This is a genomic window from Acidovorax sp. GW458-11-26-14-TSB4 (genome assembly GCF_059423865.1).
Genome location: NZ_JBWKYR010000005.1, coordinates 149,146 through 165,113, shown reverse-complemented (window position 1 = coordinate 165,113; position 15,968 = coordinate 149,146). Strand labels below are relative to the sequence as shown.

Sequence of the window (15,968 nt, the reverse complement as noted above, 5' to 3'; positions counted from 1 at the left end):
GAAAAGAGGAATGTCTTCACCATGAAACACATCATTGCCGTTTTGCTGGAGAACGAAGCCGGTGCGCTGTCGCGCGTCGTGGGCCTGTTCTCTGCCCGTGGCTACAACATCGAATCGCTCACCGTGGCGCCCACCGAGGATCCATCGCTCTCGCGCATGACCATCCAGACCACGGGCTCCGACGACGTGATCGAGCAGATCACCAAGCACCTGAATCGCCTCATCGAAGTGGTCAAGGTGGTCGACCTCACCGAGGGCTCCTACACCGAGCGCGAGCTCATGATGGTGAAGGTGCGCGCCGTGGGCAAGGAGCGCGAGGAGATGAAGCGCATGGCCGACATCTTCCGCGGCCGCATCATCGACGTGACCGAGAAGAGCTACACCATCGAGCTCACCGGCGACCAGTCCAAGAACGACGCCTTCCTGCAGGCCATCGACCGCACGGCCATCCTCGAAACCGTGCGCACCGGTGCCAGCGGTATCGGCCGCGGCGAGCGAATTCTTCGCGTGTAAGACAATCCACCCCGTTTTTCCGTATTTCAACCCCCAAACAACGCATTTCAACCGGAGCGACCCATGAAAGTTTTCTACGACAAAGACTGTGACCTGAGCCTGATCAAGGGCAAGACCGTTGCCATCATCGGCTACGGCTCGCAGGGCCACGCCCACGCACAGAACCTGAACGACAGCGGCGTGAAGGTCGTGGTCGGCCTGCGCAAGGGCGGCGCCTCGTGGGACAAGGTCGGCAAGGCCGGCCTGAACGTGATGGAAGTGAACGACGCGGTCAAGGCCGCCGACGTGGTCATGATCCTGCTGCCCGACGAGCAGATCGCCGAGGTCTACACCAACAACGTGGCCCCCAACATCAAGCAAGGCGCTTCGCTGGCCTTCGCCCACGGCTTCAACGTGCACTACAACCAGGTCGTGCCCCGCGCCGACCTGGACGTGTGGATGGTCGCCCCCAAGGCCCCAGGCCACACCGTGCGCAGCACCTATGCCCAGGGCGGCGGCGTGCCCCACCTGGTGGCCGTGCACCAGGACCAGTCCGGCAAGGCCCGTGACCTGGCCCTGTCCTACGCCATGGCCAACGGTGGCGGCAAGGCCGGCATCATCGAGACCAACTTCAAGGAAGAAACCGAGACCGACCTGTTCGGCGAGCAGGCCGTGCTGTGCGGCGGCGCCGTCGAGCTGATCAAGATGGGTTACGAAACCCTGGTCGAAGCCGGCTACGCCCCTGAAATGGCCTACTTCGAATGCCTGCACGAGCTCAAGCTCATCGTGGATCTGATCTATGAAGGCGGCATCGCCAACATGAACTACTCGATCTCGAACAACGCCGAGTTCGGCGAGTACGTGACCGGCCCCGAAGTCATCAACGAGCAGTCGCGCGTGGCCATGCGCAATGCCTTGAAGCGCATCCAGAACGGTGACTACGCCAAGATGTTCATCCAGGAAGGCCGCCTGAACTACCCCAGCATGACGGCCCGCCGCCGCAACACCGCCGACCACAGCATCGAAGTGGTGGGTGGCAAGCTGCGCGCCATGATGCCCTGGATCGCCAAGAACAAGCTGGTCGACCAGACCCGCAACTGATCGGTTGCGCGGTTTTCCCGCGCACACCATCTGCCAAAGGCCACTTCGGTGGCCTTTTTTCATTTCTGCGCCGGGCGCGCCGGTGGCCCAGGGGGCGGGGAAGGGGCTGGTACCAGCTACACTGCGCCTTCGGTCTGGAACGTGCAAGCGTTCCCGGGAGGGGTGCCATGCGCCTGCGGTGCAGGGGTGCCGACTACTATAATTTTGATAGCTGTTCACGCCAGCCTGCCTGGCGATGGGGAATTCTTCGATGCATGACGGCAAGGCTTCTGCCGACGCTTCGGGTGTGATGGTGCGCAAGCGGCGCAAAGGCATCTACATCCTGCCCAACCTGTTCACGCTGGCCGCCCTGTTCGGCGGCTTCTATGCCGTTGTGATGGCCATGAACGGGAATTTCGAAATGGCGGCCGTGGGCGTTTTCTGTGCCATGGTGCTCGACAGCCTGGACGGCCGGGTGGCGCGCATGACCAACACCCAAAGCGCCTTCGGCGAGCAGATGGATTCGCTGTCGGACATGGTGTCCTTCGGCGCCGCTCCTGCGCTTATCGCCTATGAGTGGTCGCTCAAGGACCTGGGGCGCTGGGGCTGGATCGCCGCGTTCGTCTACTGCTCCTGCGCCGCGCTGCGCCTGGCGCGCTTCAACGTGAACACGGGCGTGGTGGACAAGCGCTACTTCCAGGGCCTGCCGTCGCCGGCGGCCGCCGCGCTGGTGGCCGGCTTCATCTGGCTCATGACCGAGCTGGGCGTGCGCCGCGGGGTGGACCAGTGGATCACCTGGGACCAGGTCACCTGGACCATGTTCGCCTTCACGCTGTATGCCGGGCTCACCATGGTGACCAACGTGCCGTTCTACAGCTTCAAGGACATCCAGATGAAGAAGAGCGTGCCCTTCGCTGCCATCGTGCTGATCGCGCTGGTCATCGCCATCATCAACATCCACCCGCCCATCGTGCTGTTCAGCGTGTTCGTGCTCTATGGGCTGAGCGGCTACGGCGTGTACGCCTGGCGCAAGGCCAAGGGCCAGCACAGCAGCGTGATCAGCACCTCCACCGACGAGCCCGACGAGCGCGGCCTGCACAAGTGAGCGCCTGCTGGCGCTTTGTGCTACATTGCGTGCATGAACACGTTGGCCACGGCCCTGCTACTGCTAGCTGACCCCCACGGGCCAGGACGGTAGGCGCACGCGCACACGTTTTCCACCGAGGCCCGTATGCACCCGCAACGGGCCTTTTGCTTTGGGCGCCAGAATTCCAGCGTTGCGGACCACCCCACCATCAAATACCAGGAGAACCCCATGGCCGACAAACTCATCATTTTCGACACCACCTTGCGCGACGGCGAGCAATCGCCCGGCGCCTCGATGACCAAGGACGAGAAGCTGCGCATCGCACGCCAGCTCGAGCGCCTGAAGGTGGACGTGATCGAGGCGGGTTTCGCAGCCAGCTCCAACGGTGACTTCGAGGCCGTGCAGTCCATCGCCAACGCCATCAAGGACTCCACCATCTGCTCGCTCTCGCGCGCCAACGACCGCGACATCGCGCGCGCGGCCGAGGCGCTCAAGGGCGCCAACAGTGCCCGCATCCATACCTTCATCGCCACCTCGGCGCTGCACATGGAGAAAAAATTGCGCATGACGCCCGAGCAGGTGCTCGAGCAGGCGCGCCAGTCGGTGCGCTTTGCGCGCAACCTGGTGGCCGACATCGAGTTCAGCCCCGAAGACGGCTACCGCAGCGACCCGGACTTCCTGTGCCGCGTGCTCGAAGCCGTGATCGCCGAGGGTGCCACCACCATCAACGTGCCCGACACCGTGGGCTACGCGATTCCCGAGCTGTACGGCAACTTCATCAAGACGCTGCGCGAGCGCATTCCCAACAGCGACAAGGCCATCTGGTCCGTGCACTGCCACAACGACCTGGGCATGGCCGTGGCCAACTCGCTGGCCGGCGTGAAGATCGGCGGCGCGCGCCAGGTCGAATGCACCATCAACGGCCTGGGCGAGCGCGCCGGCAACTGCTCGCTCGAAGAAATCGTCATGGCCATCAAGACGCGCCGCGACTATTTCAACCTCGACCTGAACATCGATGCCAAGCACATCGTGGCCGCCAGCCGCATGGTCAGCCAGACCACCGGCTTCGTGGTGCAGCCCAACAAGGCGGTGGTGGGCGCCAACGCCTTCGCGCATGCCAGCGGTATCCACCAGGACGGCGTGCTCAAGGCGCGCGACACCTACGAAATCATGCGCGCCGAAGATGTGGGATGGAGCGCCAACAAGATCGTGCTGGGCAAGCTGAGTGGCCGCAACGCCTTCAAGCAGCGCCTGCAGGAGCTGGGCGTGAGCCTGGACAGCGAGACCGAGATCAACGCCGCCTTCACCCGCTTCAAGGAGCTGGCCGACCGCAAGAGCGAGATCTTCGACGAGGACATCCTGGCCCTGGTCAGCGACGAAAGCGTGACCGCCGAAAAGGAGCAGTACGGCTTCGTGTCCCTGTACCAGCAGAGCGAAACCGGCGAGCAGCCGCGTGCACGCATCGTCTTCACCGTGGACGGCCACGAGGTGCGCAGCGAGTCGGGCGGCAATGGTCCGGTGGACGCATCGCTCAAGGCCATCGAGTCCCACGTCAAGAGCGGCGCCGAGATGGTGTTGTATTCCGTCAACGCCATCAGCGGCTCCACCGAGAGCCAGGGCGAGGTCACCGTGCGCCTGCAGAACAGCGGCCGCGTGGTCAACGGAGTGGGCGCTGACCCCGATATCGTGGTCGCGTCAGCCAAGGCCTACCTCAGTGCGTTGAACAAATTACAAAGTAAAGCTGACCGGGTGGCTGCACAGGGTTAATTGTTGAATCTATAATTCATTCACTTTCTGGGAAAGTCGCGCAAGGTCTTGATCTTGCGCGACTTTTTTTGATTCTGTACACTGGCCCACACTTCTTACCCTTTGGAGCACTTTGATGCACCATGGCCGCACCGCACTGAACCGTCTTTTCAAAGTTTTGGGCTTTGTTGTTGTGAGTGCGGCGCTCGCGTCGCCCATGGCACATGCCAACGAGCGCAAGAAGGCGCCCGCCAAGAAGCAGGTGGCTTCGGTCACCGCCAAGAAGTCCGTAGGCCCGCGCAAGGCCGCCGTTGCAGCCAAGCCGGTGCGCGTTTCGGCCAAGACCTCCAAGGCCGCCACCCGCGTGGCCTTCATCCCCGCCAAGCCATCGTTCGGCCAGCTCGCGGGCCTGCATGAAGTCAATGACCCGCTGGACCTCAAGTCCAGCGTGGCCCTGGTGATCGACCAGGAGACCCATGAAGTGCTCTTGAGCAAGAACGACCACGCCGTTCTGCCGATCGCATCGCTCACCAAGCTCATGACCGGCCTGATCATCTCCCAGGCCAAGCTGCCCATGGACGAGCAGCTCACCATCACCCAGGACGACGTGGACACCGAAAAAGGCAGCCGCTCGCGCCTGACGGTGGGTTCCACGCTGACCCGCGGCGAAATGCTGCACCTGGCGCTCATGTCCAGCGAAAACCGCGCCGCCCACGCCCTGGGCCGCACCTTCCCTGGTGGCCTGGACGTCTTCGTCGCGCAGATGAACGCCAAGGCCCGCCTGCTGGGCATGACCGACACCAAGTACGTCGAGCCCACCGGCCTGTCCAGCCGCAACCAGAGCAGCGCCCGCGACCTGGCCACGCTGGTCAACGTGGCCCATGGCGATCCGGTGATGCGCGAGCTGTCCACCTCGCCCGGCTACGAGCTGGCCCTGGGTGCGCGCACCCTGCAGTTCAACAACACCAACGGCCTGGTGAAGAACCCCACCTGGGACATCGGCCTGCAAAAGACCGGCTACATCTCCGAAGCCGGGCGCTGCCTGGTGATGCAGGCCCAGGTGGCCGGCCGCAAGATCATCATGGTGTTCCTGGATTCCGCCGGCAAGTTCAGCCGCCTGGGCGACGCCGAGCGCGTGCGCCACTGGGTCGAATCCATGCCCGCCGCCATCAGCCCCGTGAAGACGGTGGTGCACGGCAGCTCCAACGGCTGATTCCGGCCCAGGCATCAAAAAACCCCGGTGGCGCAGGCTCCCGGGGTTTTGTTTTTCTGCCGGCCGCCTGCCGCCCGCGCTACTCGACCGGCGTGTGCAGGATCTCGCCGCTGTGCAGGGAGGATGAGGACAGGGGCGAGGTAGGGCCCTTGGCCGGCACATAACCCAGCGCCAGCGAAATCTCCTGCGCCGTGGCCTGCAGCTTGGCCATCCAGCCCTCGTCCAGCCGGTCGGCAGGGGCCGAGATGGACAGGCCCGCCACCAGCTTGGCCTGGTCATCGTAGACGCCTGCGGCCATGCAGCGCACGCCCAGCTCCAGCTCCTCGTTGTCGCGCGCCGTGCCGTACTGGCGCGCCTTGGCCAGCTCGCGCTCCAGCACCGGCAGCTGGGTGATGCTGTTGCGCGTGTGGCCCGCCAGGCCCGTGCGCGTGGCGTAGGCTCGCACGCGCTGGGGGTCGTCCACGGCCAAAAAGAGCTTGCCGGTGGAAGTGAGGTGCAGCGGCGCACGGCCGCCGATGGCACGCACCACCTGCATGCCCGAGCGCTCGCTGTAGGCGCGCTCCACGTACACGATCTCGTCGCCCTGGCGCATGCTCAGGTTCACCGGCTGCTGGATCAGCTTGTGCAGGTTGCGCATCGGGGCCAGGGCCGCATCGCGCACGCTCAGCCGCGCCTTGACCAGGTTGCCCAGTTCCAGCAGGCGCATGCCCAGCCGGTAGCTGCCCGACTCGGGCCGGTCCACAAAGCGGCCGATGGTCAGGTCGTTCAGGATGCGGTGCGTGGTGGAGGGGTGCAGCCCCGTCTTCTCGCTGATCTCCTTGAGCGAGATGGCGTCTTCACGCGATGCGAGCACGTCGATCAGCGTGAACATGCGCTCCAGTACCTGGACGCTGGGTTTGACGGGAATACCAGGGTCGATTTTTTTCATGGGCTGCAGGGCTTCAGGGCCTCTGCATCTTACCTTGTGAAATGCAATGGCACCATCAGGTGCTCTGGGAGGCCCCGCCCGGGGTGCCGCCTGGGTGACGCTGGTCCACGCGGTGCCACCCATTGTCCTGCCGGATTTCATGGGGCAGGAAGCGCGCCTTGTAGTTCATCTTGGGGCTGGCCTCGATCCAGTAGCCCAGGTAGACATAGGGCAGGCCCATGGAGCGCGCCTGCTCGATCTGCCAGACCACGTTGTAGGTGCCGTAGCTGACGCGTGGCTCGGGCTCGTAGAAGGTGTAGACGGCCGACAGGCCGTCGTTGAGCACATCGAGGATGGACACCATCTTCAGCGCCCCCGGCTCGCCGGTGGCTGCATCCACCTCGCGGAACTCCACCAGCCGCGAGTTGACCCGGCTTTGCAGCAGGAACTGGGTGTACTGGTCGATACTGTCCTGGTCCATGCCGCCGCCCGCGTGGCGGCCGTTCTGGTAACGCAGGTACAGCTGGTAGTGCTCGGGCACGAAGCACAGCCGCAGCACCCGTGCCTGCAGCTTGCCGTGCTGCGCCGCGGCACGGCGCTGGCTGCGGTCCGGGCGGAACTCCTGCGCGCGCACGCGCAGCGGCGTGCAGGCCTGGCAGCCGTCGCAATAGGGGCGGTAGGTGAACATGCCGCTGCGCCGGAACCCCGTGGCCACCAGGCCCGAGTACACATCGCTCTGTATCAGGTGGCTGGGCGTGGCGACCTGCGAACGCGCCTGCCGCTCCGGCAGGTAGCTGCACGGATAGGGCGCTGTCGCATAGAACTGCAGGGTCTGCAGCGGCAGGTCGTTGAGTTGCGTCATGCCATGGGCGAGGGGTGGGGCAACAGTTGGTTCCAGTATACGGGCTCGAAACCCCATGTGCCGCCCGGCAGGTCTTGCGCCGCCGCGATATGGTGCAGGAACTCGCTGCGCGGGATCTCGCGCGCGCCCAGCGAAGCCAGGTGGCGCGTGTTCTGCTGGCAGTCGATCAGCGCCACCCCGTGCACGCGGCAGATCGCCACCAGCGCCGCCAGCGCGATCTTGGAGGCATCGGTCGCATGCGCGAACATCGACTCGCCAAACACCGCCCGCCCCAGCGCCACGCAATACAGGCCGCCCACCAGTTGCCCGTCCACCCAGGTCTCCACGCTGTGGGCCGAACCCGCCGCGTGCAGCGCCTCGTAGGCGCGCACCATGTCGGGCACGATCCAGGTGCCCGCCTGCCCCTCGCGCGGGGTGGACGAGCAGGCGCGTATCACCCGCCCGAAGGCGCTGTCCACCCGCAGCTCGCAATGGCTGCTGGCGGCGAACCTCTGCACCACCTTGCGCAGCGATCGGTGCAGCCGGAACTCCGCCACCGGCAACACCATGCGCGGATCGGGCGCCCACCACAGGATGGGCTGGCCCTCGCTGAACCAGGGAAACGTGCCCTGCCCGTAGGCGGCCCGGAGGTGCGGCACATCCAGCGCGCCCCCGGCGGCCAGCAGGCCCGGCGCCGGGTCATCGGGGCCCCAGGCGCTCGCCGGGCTGGGGAAGGGGTCATGGGGTTCCAGCCAGGGGAGTTGGGCGGGCATGGGGGCAGAAGGGGCGAAGGAAAGCGGATGGTTTGGAGATTGTGCGGCAAGCCCCGCTGCTGGCGCAGGCCCGTGGCGTTTGCGCTACTTGCGCCGGTAGTCGCCCCTGAAGGACACGTTCATCCCGCCGCAGCCCGAATCGTCCTTCACGACCAGGCCGCCACGCTGCAATGCCATCGTAGCGCTGCAGCCCCCGTCGTCATAGGCCAGCAGGCCGGACCGCAGCGTGCCCACGCCCCGTATCTCGCCTACGTTCACCTGCCCATTGGCCGCGTTGGGGCCGTACCAGACGGCATCGCCGGCCACGTAGACCTTGCCGTCCTGCAGCGCGACGAGGGACAGGTCGGCGTGGTCCTTGTCGGTGTACACGCCATTCCACTCGGCGCTGGCGGCCGTGGCGGGCGCCACGCTCTGCAACAGCGCAATGCGGGCCGTGAATTCCTTGGCCAGGCAGCGCGCATCCTTGCACTGCGTGACCTCATACGACTTGAGCCATTCTCGCTGCCACTGCACCAGCTGCGGCCGGGCCTTGGAGCGGGTGACCGCATCCTTGAAAGCGGTGTTGAGCTGCTCGTCCAGCGTGGAGAGCTGCGCATCGGAGCAGATCAGCTTTTCCATGGGCGACTTCGCCTTGGCACAGTCGAAGCTGGCGGCGCTGGCCAGGGTGCCGAAGGCCAGCAGGGCGGCTGCGGCAAGCCAGGGCCGTATCGTTCGGTTCAGGTGCATGGTGTGGTGGTCGTAAAGGCGTGCATCCATCATACGAAGCCGTGTGCGGGAAAGGGGTGGTGCAATCAATCACTTTGTACTGTGCGCGTCGCAGTGCAATGGGCAATTTGTACTAGAACAAAGTGCGAGCCTCTGTTTGCGCCGCAGCCCTGGCGATGGCCAATCGGCGCTTGACACTCAGATGCGCCAGACGCACCCTACGGCCCGCCGCCCATCGGCGTGCCCCATACCAACAACACTGGAGAGTACCAACATGATCAACAAACGCCACTTCGTCACCACCATCGGCCTGGCAGGTGTGTTGCCCGCCACCAGCGCCATCGCCGCGCCCAATGCCAAGGCAGGCGCCGCCCACCCCGCACTGCTCACCGTGAGCGGCGCCGTCGGCAAGACCAACCGCGGCGCGCTCGATCCCGTCGTCGACCAGATGATGGCCAAGCACAAGATCCAGTTCAGCAAGGCCTTCGCATTCGACGCTGCTGCCCTGCAGCGCCTGCCCGCGGTGACCATCAAGCCCACGCTCGAATACGACAACAAGGTCCATACCCTGGAAGGCCCGCTGCTGGTCACCGTGCTCGAAGCCGCTGGCGTGGCGCGCGGCAGCAATGTGCAATTGGGCCTGCGCGCTGTGGACGGCTACAACGTGGCCATCAGCCTGGCGGATGCGGCGCAGTACCGCATGATCGTGGCCACGCGGCTGGATGGCCAGCCCATGGCACTGGGCGGCCTGGGCCCGCAGTGGGCTGTGTACGACGCGGACAACGTCGCGCCGTTCAAGGACAAGCCAGTGCAGGAGCGCTTTGCCCTGTGCCCCTGGGGCCTGTACCACATCGACGTGAAGGCGGCCTGACCTGTAGGACGGTGCCGGAAACCGCGCGCCCGGCCCCGGGGCTGGCCTACCATCGCTGAGCACCCGAACCCTGATGGAAGGCAACCCCGTGGCTACAAACATTCCAGAAGCCCTCGTCGTCAGCCAGCCCGTAGCGGTAGCGGCCAGTGCGGTCTACGAGTTCGCCCGGCGCATGGAGAACCTGCCTCTTTGGGCCTCGGGCCTGGCCACGGGCATCGAGCAGCGCGATGGCCAGTGGTTCACCGATTCGCCCATGGGCAAGGTCCGGGTCGACATGGCGCCGCACAACCCGTACGGCGTGCTCGACCATGATGTGACGCTGCCCGACGGGACCACGGTGCACAACGCCTTCCGCGTCACGCCGTGTGGTGAGCATGGCAGCCTGCTTAGCTTTGTGGTGCTGCGCCCGCAGGGTGTGGGCCAGGCAGACTTCGATGCGGACGTGGCCCATGTGCGCAAGGACCTGGCCGCATTGCAGCAATTGCTGGAGCGGCAGCAGCGCCCCTGATGCAAAGGCTGTGCTTCGGCGGCACGGCCCGTCAACCTCAGTCCTTGTTGCGCGTCAGGTGGTTGAGCACCGCATCGGCCGAATTGCCCACGGCCGCCACGGCATCGCGCAACTCCTGTTCCGTGCACTCCAGCGACGCCATCCAGGCCTGGATTTCGGGTTCGTGCGCCAGGCTCACGAAGCGGCGGTCCACCTCGGTGTCGGCCGGGTCGTCGTCGCCATCGCTGCCGGTCGCGGGGTCAGCGCCGCTTGTCATCGGTTTCGCCCGTCACGCCTGTGCCCTGGCGTGAAGCCGGCTTGGGGCTGGGGTGTTCCTCGATGTCGCCCAGCCGGTGGCCCGAGGGGTCTACCGCATCCACCGGGCCGTAGCCCGGCTGCTCTGCGCCCGGGCGGTTCGCATAGGTCTGGCCCAGCGTGCCGGACTCGTCCTTCAAACCGTACTGGTTGTGGCCGGAGTTGGCGGGGGTCGGGGTCTTGCTGGGCATGGCCTGCTCCTGGTGATAGGGAGCCTTCATCCTAGGCCGGCAGCCCGGGGCAGGGTGTAGGACGTGGGCGGCTGCGCCCCGTGGTGGAGCCAGAACCTGTTCAAAGTCTTTTTTGCTTCAAAAAGACTTTGAACAGGTTCTCAGGTGCAGGCGCGCTCGTCTTTTCTTTTATCCCTTGCGCAGCACCACCACGGCATAGGTGCAGGCCGTGGCCGCCTCGTTGCGGAACTCGCAATCGGCAGGCGGCCCCAGCTCCAGGCAGTCACCCGCCTCCATGGCATGGCGGGTGGTGCCTTCCATGAACACCAGCGCCCCCTGCAGCACCCAGATCAGTTGCCGCTGCGCCACGTACGCGGACGCGGGCATCGGCACCCGCGCGCCCGCGGGCAGCTCCACCTGCACCAGGTCCAGCGGCAGGTCGTGCGAGGGCGGCGACACATGGCGGCGTACATAGTGCGTCTGCGGGTCGGTCCACACCGGCTGCTCGGCCCGGCGCAGCAGCCGCCCCTCCTTGGCCTCGGCGCGTGCGATCAGCTGCGACATGCTCAGCCCGAACGCGCCCGACAGCCGCGCCAGCAGCGTCGCCGTGGGGCTCGACTCGCCCCGCTCCAGCTTGTGCACCATGGCCCGCGACACGCCAGAGTGTGTGGCCAGATCGGTCAGCGACCAGCCCCGGCCCTCGCGCTCGATGCGCACACGGGCACCGATGCGCTGGCTCAGGCTGTCGACGGCGTCGTCTACTTTGGTGGACATTTGTTTTATCATGATGGACAATATTCCATCAAAATCATGGTCGTGTCCACCACGCTGATCGAGGCAGCGGTGGATGTGGACTTACGGAAGTAAATATGCAGATACGCGACGCCCACACCGGCGACATCGAAGGCATCCTCGCCATCTACAACGACGCCGTGGCCAACACCACCGCCATCTGGAACGAAACCCTGGTCGACGCCGCCAACCGCGCCGCCTGGCTGGCCGACCGCCAGCGCCTGGGCTACCCCGTGCTAGTGGCCATCGACGCGCAGGGCGGCGTGGCCGGCTACGCCTCCTTCGGCGACTGGCGCGCCTTCGACGGCTACCGCCACACCGTCGAGCATTCGGTCTACGTGCACCACGACGCCCGCGGCGCCGGCCTGGGCAAGCGGCTCATGCAGGCCCTCATCGAACGCGCCCGCGCCATCGGCAAGCACGTCATGGTCGCCGGCATCGAGGCCGGCAACACCGCATCCATCCAACTGCACGAACGCCTGGGCTTCACCCAGGTCGGCCTGCTGCCCGAGGTGGGCACCAAGTTCGGCCAATGGCTGGACCTGGCGTTTCTGCAGCTCAAGCTCGATGCGCGGACGGATCCGGATGGAGCAGGGCGCAAGAGCGATTGATTGATTGATCGACTGACGGGCTGGCTTGCCCATGTGTCGCCGCAGCTTCAGTCGTCTTCCGCAGCGCTGATGTCGGGGAAGAGAACTTCCGTGAACCCAAACTGCGTGAAATCCCGCACCCGCATCGGGTACAGCTTGCCGATCAGGTGGTCGCACTCGTGCTGCGCCACCCGCGCATGGAAGCCATCCACCGTGCGGTCGATCGGGTCGCCATACAGATCAAACCCCGTGTAGCGGATGCGCGCCCAGCGCGGCACCTTGCCGCGCAGCCCCGGCACCGAGAGGCAGCCCTCCCAGTCCTCTTCTTCCGCATCGCCCAGCGGTGTGATCACCGGGTTGATCAGCACCGTGGGCGGCACGATGGGCCGGTCTGGGTAGCGCGGGTTGCGCTCGTTCGAGCCAAAGATCACCAACTGCAGGTCCACCCCAATCTGCGGCGCCGCCAGCCCTGCGCCGTTGACGGACTGCATGGTCTCCAGCATGTCGCGCACCAGCAGGTGCAGCTCGTCCGTATCGAACGCGGTCACAGGCTGGGCCACGCGCAGCAGGCGCGGGTCGCCCATCTTCAGGATGGTGTGGATGGTCATGGTGGGTGAGACGAAGGATGTGCTGTATGTATGTGGTTGCCAGTCAGCCGGTACGGTCAGCGAGCCAGCCAGTTGGCCAACTGCACATCATGCCCCAAGGCCGCCAGCCCCGCTGCAGTGGGGCGGGGCACCGCAGCGCGCTGCGTGGGCGCCCCCGTCGCGCGCAGAACTTTTCGCCCAGATTGCACCAAACATCGCCGCGACTGGAAAACGCCCGAATTTTGTGTATATAATCTAAGTCTTGTTCCTCGATAGCTCAGTCGGTAGAGCGCCGGACTGTTAATCCGTAGGTCCCTGGTTCGAGCCCAGGTCGAGGAGCCAAGAATTCACGTGCTGTGCCCCGCTGCAATCATCGGGTACACCACCGGCAAGCGCAGAGCACGCTTGCCACCACTGCAGCACATCATCGTCAGACAGATAGTACCGATCATTCCTCGATAGCTCAGTCGGTAGAGCGCCGGACTGTTAATCCGTAGGTCCCTGGTTCGAGCCCAGGTCGAGGAGCCATTCATTGGCAGTAAAAGGCTACCCTTTGCGGGGTGGCCTTTTTGCTTTGGGGCGGCGCATTGATGTGGTTGATGCGGCGAGCATCATAGGTTGATGGCTGCGGGCATCGTGGGTCGGTGTGGTTCGGCGGGGTCTACTGCGAGGTCGTTGCGGGGCGAGGCTCCATGCACTGCGCTGGTCTGCGAACTCTCGGCTATGACCTGATGATGAGCGGCATCGGCGGGTGCTATGGGTGGGTCTCGCGGGCCTCGATGCGGGGTGGCCTGGGGCGGGGCTCATTGAGGCGATAGATGGCGCGCGGATTGATGTCGGGTGCATCAATGAGTGCTATGGCAGACGCCTGTGCTGGGAAGAGGGCGTCGCTCGGTTCTGCTCACTCCGAGTCATTGAGATGATCGGAAAGCAGCAAGTAGGCCTCGCCGAGATCGTTCAAGAACAACTGCAGTCGGTAAGACGCTACCTCTCCAGCGGAATCCATGTAGGGGTAGACGCTCTCCGGGTCGCGGCTGTAAGGGATGGTGCTGTCTTCGAAGTCTGCATAATCGTCGTAGAAGAGTTGATCTATGCCAGCAGAGGCCCAGGGGAACATGGCCTCCACCAATGCTTTCGGTCTGTACCCAGCGTATGTGACAAACCACTCCTTGACCACCTCTTCCTCGCCGTCATCGGCATATACGATCACTTTGATTGGGCTGCGACCTAAGCTTTTGTTGTACCAATCCTCCATTTCGATAGAGACTCGGCCGTCACTCTGCACGTGGCGCATCAACTCTTCATCCAATGCTAGTCGCCGCAGCCGTTGATCACGCTCGGAACCCTTGAATGTAGCCGCAAGTTGAGAGCGACTACTTGAGTCAAGCGTATTACTGTAAGGAATGAGAATCTTCCAGCCCTTTGATGTTCTTTCTATTGATTGTTCCTGCACTTGGACCCAATACGTTTTCTCGGATTCCGGAAGATGTGCGACAAGGAGGACGGGAAGCCGATGGCCTAGCCAATAATCCAAATGCGCCTTTGAGCCGTAGTAAACAAGTCCCTCGGGCTTCAGTGTAAAGTGACTGGGGCCGGTTTTGATTTGTATACCTACAAGTTGTCCAGTTGGTTCTTCTTCAACTAGTTCAACCTGCGCATCAATACCCATATCCGCGATTGGCTGTTCTCGAAAAATCCATCCCAACGAAGAAGCAAATAGGTGCGCCACCGCGTGTACACCGATCTGTTCAGTGCTGTTGTACCTTGCCATATTAATCCTACGTTGTTGCTTTTTTCGGCGGATGGTTTAATCGCACCGCACGGTAGACGTGATTTCGATGATGCGTCATGAATGGCTGATGTTCGGGCTGAAGGATAACACGCATCCCATCCGCAATGCCCAGGGTTTGAGGCTCACTGAGCAACGGCGAAACAGCTAGAACGCCATTCTCGTCAAACGTAATGAATCCCCTATCGAAGGCTCGGTCAAGGTTAGGGCTCAGTAGCAGCCCGTTGAACGGGTCAAGCCTTTCGGCATTGGAGGATGCGCTCCAAGGCTTGATGTGCGAGGCCACCAACATCTTCAATTCCTTGTAGCCAGTGACTGCACATCCTTTCCAGTGCCGGAGGAGCTTTTGTCGAAATGCGCCTTGGCCAATTCGCGCCTTCACCAACTCGATTTTCTCTGTTGGCTTGAGGATCGGATCGCTTAGGATATTCTCGATGTCTTGCTCAATGTCCCTATGAAATTCTTCTTCTAAATACTCTGCATACTTTACAAGAGCGCTACTGTACATATGATGTCCGCTCGCGTTGCGCTCGATGAAGATCGGCAGAGTCTCCAGCTTTAAGCGAATGGCAGCATAGATTTGCGGCGAGATTACTGCGGCTAGAGGCTCTTGAAGGATGCCCGCTTCCATGCCCCATTGTGTCAGTACACCTGTGATGGCGCCGTCATACTTTCTGACGCTGGAGTCGGAAAGCCCTTGATGCGTCATCCAGGATTTAAATTTCATGTTAATTATTTGCCTGTGCAGTGCGGAAATGCAGAAATTAGAAAACCTCGCTAAAAGTCATTAATTATCTGCTCAGTTGTTATTATTCTCGCCATTAGCTTATCCACGTCGTTGTAGGGGTGCGCGCCTTTTACATTGCGTAGATATGTTATAAATTCCGTTATTTCAGAATCGTCCTTTATTATTATGTATCTGATGTCATTTGGCTCGAAAACTAGCCTGTGCTTCTCATACATCTTGATTAGATTTTCGGAGTCATTTTTGAAATCCTCTTCACTCGCTATCATCTGTTCTTTATCGTTGAATGGAGGCGAATACCTCCACTCTCGTTCATCTGAGAATCTGTAATTTTCATCAATCAGTGCGCCCTTTCTTATTAAGGGGCCTTCATAGTTTTTCATATACCTAAGAACGTCGGTTAGAGCCATTTCCTCTTTTGTAGCACGATAGGCCATCTTGTCGGGGTGAAGGACGAAGTGGTTTATCGCTGTTTGGTAGCTGCGTGACAATTCGGAGTTTGCAGCTACGTATAAAACGGGATTCAGTCCATTCTTTATTGCCCAACTTTTGGTCAATCCAATGCCGTAAGAGCCGTACTTCCTTATATGATCCTTTATTTCTGACATTGGGATGTCACAGAAACTAATCATGGGGCAGTGGAATGAAGTGGGTACGCCACCCAGGTAAACAGTTTCTTTGCAGAAGAATACCTTGAAGTTCTCTCTGAAAATTCCAAATAGATTCTCTTTATTATCCGTGAAATGTGTGAGGTTGCTTGAGCTAAGTGGCATTTCTT

At 62.7% G+C, this 15,968-nt stretch carries 19 protein-coding genes and 2 tRNA genes; 10 read left to right on the top strand and 11 right to left on the bottom strand.

The window, feature by feature from the left end; genetic code table 11:
- The first annotated feature begins 21 nt into the window (after positions 1-21).
- The 5 genes from ilvN (at position 22) to AC07X5_RS13315 (ending at position 5,618) form a co-directional block, all read left to right on the top strand.
- The gene (ilvN, locus tag AC07X5_RS13335; RefSeq protein ID WP_494770560.1) at positions 22-513 is read left to right on the top strand and encodes an acetolactate synthase small subunit; all 492 of its coding nucleotides are present in this window, start codon (positions 22-24) and stop codon (positions 511-513) included.
- A gap of 63 nt (positions 514-576) precedes the next feature.
- Positions 577-1,593 carry a ketol-acid reductoisomerase gene (gene ilvC, locus AC07X5_RS13330; RefSeq protein ID WP_494770559.1) on the top strand — a complete coding sequence of 339 codons (1,017 nt, stop codon included), beginning with the start codon at positions 577-579 and terminating at the stop codon, positions 1,591-1,593.
- A gap of 250 nt (positions 1,594-1,843) precedes the next feature.
- Positions 1,844-2,677 (top strand): CDP-diacylglycerol--serine O-phosphatidyltransferase, encoded by an 834-nt coding sequence (gene pssA, locus AC07X5_RS13325; RefSeq protein WP_494770558.1) that lies wholly within the window; start codon positions 1,844-1,846, stop codon positions 2,675-2,677.
- 210 nt (positions 2,678-2,887) lie between these two features.
- A complete protein-coding gene (locus AC07X5_RS13320; RefSeq protein WP_494770557.1) occupies positions 2,888-4,426 on the top strand; it encodes a 2-isopropylmalate synthase in 1,539 nt (512 codons plus the stop codon).
- Between the two features lie 115 nt (positions 4,427-4,541).
- A complete protein-coding gene (locus AC07X5_RS13315) occupies positions 4,542-5,618 on the top strand; it encodes a serine hydrolase (RefSeq protein WP_494770556.1) in 1,077 nt (358 codons plus the stop codon).
- A 79-nt stretch (positions 5,619-5,697) separates the two neighbouring features.
- Here the strand turns inward: AC07X5_RS13315 and AC07X5_RS13310 are convergent, their stop codons facing one another.
- The 4 genes from AC07X5_RS13310 to AC07X5_RS13295 form a co-directional block, all read right to left on the bottom strand.
- Positions 5,698-6,546 (bottom strand): IclR family transcriptional regulator, encoded by an 849-nt coding sequence (locus tag AC07X5_RS13310; RefSeq protein WP_494770555.1) that lies wholly within the window; start codon positions 6,544-6,546, stop codon positions 5,698-5,700.
- A 55-nt stretch (positions 6,547-6,601) separates the two neighbouring features.
- Positions 6,602-7,387, bottom strand: a complete 786-nt coding sequence (locus AC07X5_RS13305; protein ID WP_494770554.1) for an arginyltransferase — start codon at positions 7,385-7,387, stop codon at positions 6,602-6,604.
- On the bottom strand, positions 7,384-8,139 hold the full coding sequence (gene aat / locus AC07X5_RS13300) for a leucyl/phenylalanyl-tRNA--protein transferase (protein WP_494770553.1): 756 nt from the start codon (positions 8,137-8,139) through the stop codon (positions 7,384-7,386). The genes AC07X5_RS13305 and aat overlap by 4 nt, the downstream gene beginning before the upstream one ends.
- Before the next feature lie 84 nt (positions 8,140-8,223).
- A complete protein-coding gene (locus AC07X5_RS13295) occupies positions 8,224-8,865 on the bottom strand; it encodes a lysozyme inhibitor LprI family protein (RefSeq protein WP_494770552.1) in 642 nt (213 codons plus the stop codon).
- A gap of 253 nt (positions 8,866-9,118) precedes the next feature.
- Between AC07X5_RS13295 and AC07X5_RS13290 the strand changes: the two genes are divergently transcribed.
- Positions 9,119-9,715, top strand: a complete 597-nt coding sequence (locus tag AC07X5_RS13290; protein ID WP_494770551.1) for a putative pterin-binding protein — start codon at positions 9,119-9,121, stop codon at positions 9,713-9,715.
- Between the two features lie 88 nt (positions 9,716-9,803).
- The gene (locus AC07X5_RS13285) at positions 9,804-10,223 is read left to right on the top strand and encodes an SRPBCC family protein (protein ID WP_494770550.1); all 420 of its coding nucleotides are present in this window, start codon (positions 9,804-9,806) and stop codon (positions 10,221-10,223) included.
- A gap of 37 nt (positions 10,224-10,260) precedes the next feature.
- Here the strand turns inward: AC07X5_RS13285 and AC07X5_RS13280 are convergent, their stop codons facing one another.
- From AC07X5_RS13280 to AC07X5_RS13270, 3 genes are all read right to left on the bottom strand, one after another.
- Entirely contained in the window at positions 10,261-10,479 is a 219-nt protein-coding gene (locus AC07X5_RS13280; RefSeq protein ID WP_494770549.1) for a DUF3606 domain-containing protein, read from the bottom strand.
- Complete coding sequence (locus AC07X5_RS13275) at positions 10,463-10,708, bottom strand: hypothetical protein (protein WP_494770548.1); 246 nt, start codon at positions 10,706-10,708, stop codon at positions 10,463-10,465. Before AC07X5_RS13275 ends, AC07X5_RS13280 begins: the two co-directional genes overlap by 17 nt.
- A gap of 168 nt (positions 10,709-10,876) precedes the next feature.
- Positions 10,877-11,461, bottom strand: coding sequence for a helix-turn-helix domain-containing protein (locus AC07X5_RS13270; RefSeq protein WP_494770547.1), 585 nt, complete (start codon positions 11,459-11,461; stop codon positions 10,877-10,879).
- Between the two features lie 95 nt (positions 11,462-11,556).
- Between AC07X5_RS13270 and AC07X5_RS13265 the strand changes: the two genes are divergently transcribed.
- On the top strand, positions 11,557-12,090 hold the full coding sequence (locus tag AC07X5_RS13265) for a GNAT family N-acetyltransferase (protein WP_494770546.1): 534 nt from the start codon (positions 11,557-11,559) through the stop codon (positions 12,088-12,090).
- 47 nt (positions 12,091-12,137) lie between these two features.
- Here the strand turns inward: AC07X5_RS13265 and def are convergent, their stop codons facing one another.
- Positions 12,138-12,677, bottom strand: a complete 540-nt coding sequence (gene def / locus AC07X5_RS13260; RefSeq protein WP_494770545.1) for a peptide deformylase — start codon at positions 12,675-12,677, stop codon at positions 12,138-12,140.
- A gap of 245 nt (positions 12,678-12,922) precedes the next feature.
- Here def and AC07X5_RS13255 point away from each other — a divergent pair.
- Positions 12,923-12,998: transfer RNA gene (locus AC07X5_RS13255), tRNA-Asn, on the top strand.
- Positions 12,999-13,108: 110 nt separating this feature from the next.
- Positions 13,109-13,184, top strand: a tRNA-Asn gene (locus AC07X5_RS13250).
- A gap of 373 nt (positions 13,185-13,557) precedes the next feature.
- Here the strand turns inward: AC07X5_RS13250 and AC07X5_RS13245 are convergent.
- Genes AC07X5_RS13245 through AC07X5_RS13235 form a run of 3 tightly spaced genes read right to left on the bottom strand, consistent with a single transcriptional unit; the run spans position 13,558 to position 15,963 of the window.
- Positions 13,558-14,427 (bottom strand): DUF4365 domain-containing protein, encoded by an 870-nt coding sequence (locus tag AC07X5_RS13245; RefSeq protein WP_494770544.1) that lies wholly within the window; start codon positions 14,425-14,427, stop codon positions 13,558-13,560.
- 7 nt (positions 14,428-14,434) lie between these two features.
- Positions 14,435-15,172 carry an HNH endonuclease gene (locus AC07X5_RS13240; protein ID WP_494770543.1) on the bottom strand — a complete coding sequence of 246 codons (738 nt, stop codon included), beginning with the start codon at positions 15,170-15,172 and terminating at the stop codon, positions 14,435-14,437.
- Positions 15,173-15,222: 50 nt separating this feature from the next.
- Entirely contained in the window at positions 15,223-15,963 is a 741-nt protein-coding gene (locus AC07X5_RS13235; protein WP_494770542.1) for an abortive infection system antitoxin AbiGi family protein, read from the bottom strand.
- Positions 15,964-15,968 lie beyond the last annotated feature (5 nt).

Excerpts from the sequence above, each read along its gene's own strand:
- AC07X5_RS13270 (WP_494770547.1), bottom strand. The coding sequence starts at position 11,461 with ATGTCCACCAAAGTAGACGACGCCGTCGACAGCCTGAGCCAGCGCATC.
- ilvC (WP_494770559.1), top strand. The coding sequence starts at position 577 with ATGAAAGTTTTCTACGACAAAGACTGTGACCTGAGCCTGATCAAGGGC.
- ilvN (WP_494770560.1), top strand. The coding sequence starts at position 22 with ATGAAACACATCATTGCCGTTTTGCTGGAGAACGAAGCCGGTGCGCTG.
- AC07X5_RS13310 (WP_494770555.1), bottom strand. The coding sequence starts at position 6,546 with ATGAAAAAAATCGACCCTGGTATTCCCGTCAAACCCAGCGTCCAGGTA.
- AC07X5_RS13320 (WP_494770557.1), top strand. The coding sequence starts at position 2,888 with ATGGCCGACAAACTCATCATTTTCGACACCACCTTGCGCGACGGCGAG.
- AC07X5_RS13290 (WP_494770551.1), top strand. The coding sequence starts at position 9,119 with ATGATCAACAAACGCCACTTCGTCACCACCATCGGCCTGGCAGGTGTG.
- aat (WP_494770553.1), bottom strand. The coding sequence starts at position 8,139 with ATGCCCGCCCAACTCCCCTGGCTGGAACCCCATGACCCCTTCCCCAGC.
- AC07X5_RS13280 (WP_494770549.1), bottom strand. The coding sequence starts at position 10,479 with ATGACAAGCGGCGCTGACCCCGCGACCGGCAGCGATGGCGACGACGAC.
- AC07X5_RS13305 (WP_494770554.1), bottom strand. The coding sequence starts at position 7,387 with ATGACGCAACTCAACGACCTGCCGCTGCAGACCCTGCAGTTCTATGCG.
- AC07X5_RS13245 (WP_494770544.1), bottom strand. The coding sequence starts at position 14,427 with ATGGCAAGGTACAACAGCACTGAACAGATCGGTGTACACGCGGTGGCG.
- AC07X5_RS13295 (WP_494770552.1), bottom strand. The coding sequence starts at position 8,865 with ATGCACCTGAACCGAACGATACGGCCCTGGCTTGCCGCAGCCGCCCTG.
- AC07X5_RS13235 (WP_494770542.1), bottom strand. The coding sequence starts at position 15,963 with ATGCCACTTAGCTCAAGCAACCTCACACATTTCACGGATAATAAAGAG.
- pssA (WP_494770558.1), top strand. The coding sequence starts at position 1,844 with ATGCATGACGGCAAGGCTTCTGCCGACGCTTCGGGTGTGATGGTGCGC.
- AC07X5_RS13315 (WP_494770556.1), top strand. The coding sequence starts at position 4,542 with ATGCACCATGGCCGCACCGCACTGAACCGTCTTTTCAAAGTTTTGGGC.
- AC07X5_RS13265 (WP_494770546.1), top strand. The coding sequence starts at position 11,557 with ATGCAGATACGCGACGCCCACACCGGCGACATCGAAGGCATCCTCGCC.
- AC07X5_RS13275 (WP_494770548.1), bottom strand. The coding sequence starts at position 10,708 with ATGCCCAGCAAGACCCCGACCCCCGCCAACTCCGGCCACAACCAGTAC.
- def (WP_494770545.1), bottom strand. The coding sequence starts at position 12,677 with ATGACCATCCACACCATCCTGAAGATGGGCGACCCGCGCCTGCTGCGC.
- AC07X5_RS13240 (WP_494770543.1), bottom strand. The coding sequence starts at position 15,172 with ATGAAATTTAAATCCTGGATGACGCATCAAGGGCTTTCCGACTCCAGC.